We start from the raw sequence: 1929 nt of genomic DNA on the forward strand, positions 1-1929 counted from the left end.
TTAGATTTTTTAGGAGTTCTAGCTCTTTATTCTAGTCTTTATCAAAAAAAGCAAATTGCTATGTAATAAGTGTAGTAAAAAAAAGTATTTTAGTACGAACTATTAAAAAACACGGAGGTTATTAGACGAACTGCCGTTGTGAGCAAGTAAAAAACCAAATATGAAAAAAATATACTTAGTAATATCCATTTTATTTTTCCCACTAATTATGAATGCCCAAAGTCAAGATAAAGAATATGGGAGATATAGACTACACAAGAAATGGGCTTCAAATGATACTGTTTATATAAAAATAGGGACTAAAATAGATACATTAAAAGCAGGCTGGACTCTAAAAGAAAAAGTAGGGAAATTTGAAATTGAACGGATTCTCGAGAATGATTCTTTAATAAAAACCAAAATTGATTCAGCAATTGTTGTAAAAAGTAATTGGAAAATAAGTGAAGTTCTATTTGAGGATAAAGACCCTAGTAAACTTTATATTAATCCTTATAATTTTAAAAGGCCAGATGAAAAATTAAGTAATAAAGGATATATAAAAATACCTGAAAATAGCTATGCCCTTTTAACCAAATCTTATCTAAAATGGAGTGCTGTTACTGTTCCATTTGCAATACGACCTAAATTGAACGATACTATTGGAAGCAAAGTAACGACAGATTTAAAAATTGGAGCGTCATTTTCATATAATTATAATTTGGAATTTTTTAAAAACAGAAGACTTAAAGCTAAAAAAAGTGTTTATGGAATTTCTGCAGGATTAGGTTTTGGTTTTTCTAAAGTAACCTTAGATGAAAGTTCTACTAGTCTAGCAAATAAACCTATCACAAAAGAAGAAGATGGATTGGCATTTTTTATAGGACCAGGAATAGGTATTAATTTAAAAGGATTTCAAATTTTCGGAATTATGGCTTGGGATATTGGAATAACTGATAATGTCAAAAAATGGAATTATAATAAAGAGCGATATTTTGGAATTGGACTAGGTGTAGATTTATCAACATTTGGAAAACAATAACCAGCTCACAACAATGTATAAAAATAATAGCGGTTTAATCGCTAAAACACAAGTAGGTAAATATAAAAAAGGTCTGTGTTTAACCAAAAAATTAGTGCGTAAAAATCCGCTACTATTCTTATACTAGACCGTTGTGCTTAATGCAGAAAAACATATTGAATAGAATGAAAAACTGGATATTAATAATTTTATGCTTATCTATTTCTGTGATTTATGGACAAAATAGACAGCCGAAAGAATTGGGAATCGGATTTGCTATTGCTGATAATCCATACTCGTATGAGGATATGTCTCATCCAAAAGATATTTACACGAATAAAGAATTGACAAATAGAATTCAGACCGACAAAATATTTCCTTTTTTCTACAAGCCTGACTATGGACTGTATCATTTTATCTGTCTTGAAAAAAACAGTTCATACTACAAAATATTAATCAACGATTCCGAAATTGGATTTATCCCAAATAATAAAAATTATATTTTTAAAAATTGGGAAACTATTTTAATGACCGCTTCAGTTGAACGAATTGACAAGGAAAACTTAATCAGAAGTAATCCAATCGAAACTGATAAGAAAAGTATTATCAACGATTGCAAATACGAAACCCTAAAAGTGACAGATGTAATTGAACGAAAAGGAGAATTTTGGATTGAAGTTTCATTTGCGACTAATTGCGAACCTTACCCAAAAGAAAATGCTGAACGAAAAACGGGTTGGATTAAATGGAGGAATATGAATAAGTTATTAGTACGAATCCAATTATTATGCTAGAAAGGTCGAGTAGGTAAAGGGGAATCTCACCCCTAAACCTCTCACAGAACCGTACGTGATAGTCTCCCATCATACGGCTCTTCTTAACAAGTCAAGTCAAGGTGTAAATCCATATTGCCAATGTACAAACATATTTGG

Annotated in this window: 2 protein-coding genes; both read left to right on the forward strand. The window is 30.3% G+C overall.

Translation table 11 applies throughout. From position 1 onward, the window contains the following. Positions 1–160: 160 nt before the first annotated feature. The gene (locus A8C32_RS05100; RefSeq protein ID WP_123803329.1) at positions 161–1018 is read left to right on the forward strand and encodes a hypothetical protein; all 858 of its coding nucleotides are present in this window, start codon (positions 161–163) and stop codon (positions 1016–1018) included. A 239-nt stretch (positions 1019–1257) separates the two neighbouring features. After that, positions 1258–1791 (forward strand): hypothetical protein, encoded by a 534-nt coding sequence (locus tag A8C32_RS05105; RefSeq protein WP_123803330.1) that lies wholly within the window; start codon positions 1258–1260, stop codon positions 1789–1791. The last annotated feature ends 138 nt before the right edge of the window (positions 1792–1929 follow it).

The sequence above is a fragment of the Flavivirga aquatica genome (genome assembly GCF_001747085.1).
Lineage (GTDB): Bacteria > Bacteroidota > Bacteroidia > Flavobacteriales > Flavobacteriaceae > Algibacter_C > Algibacter_C aquatica.

What these genes read in the sequence shown, in the direction of transcription:
- A8C32_RS05100 (WP_123803329.1), top strand. Translation starts at nt 161, where the DNA reads ATGAAAAAAATATACTTAGTAATATCCATTTTATTTTTCCCACTAATT.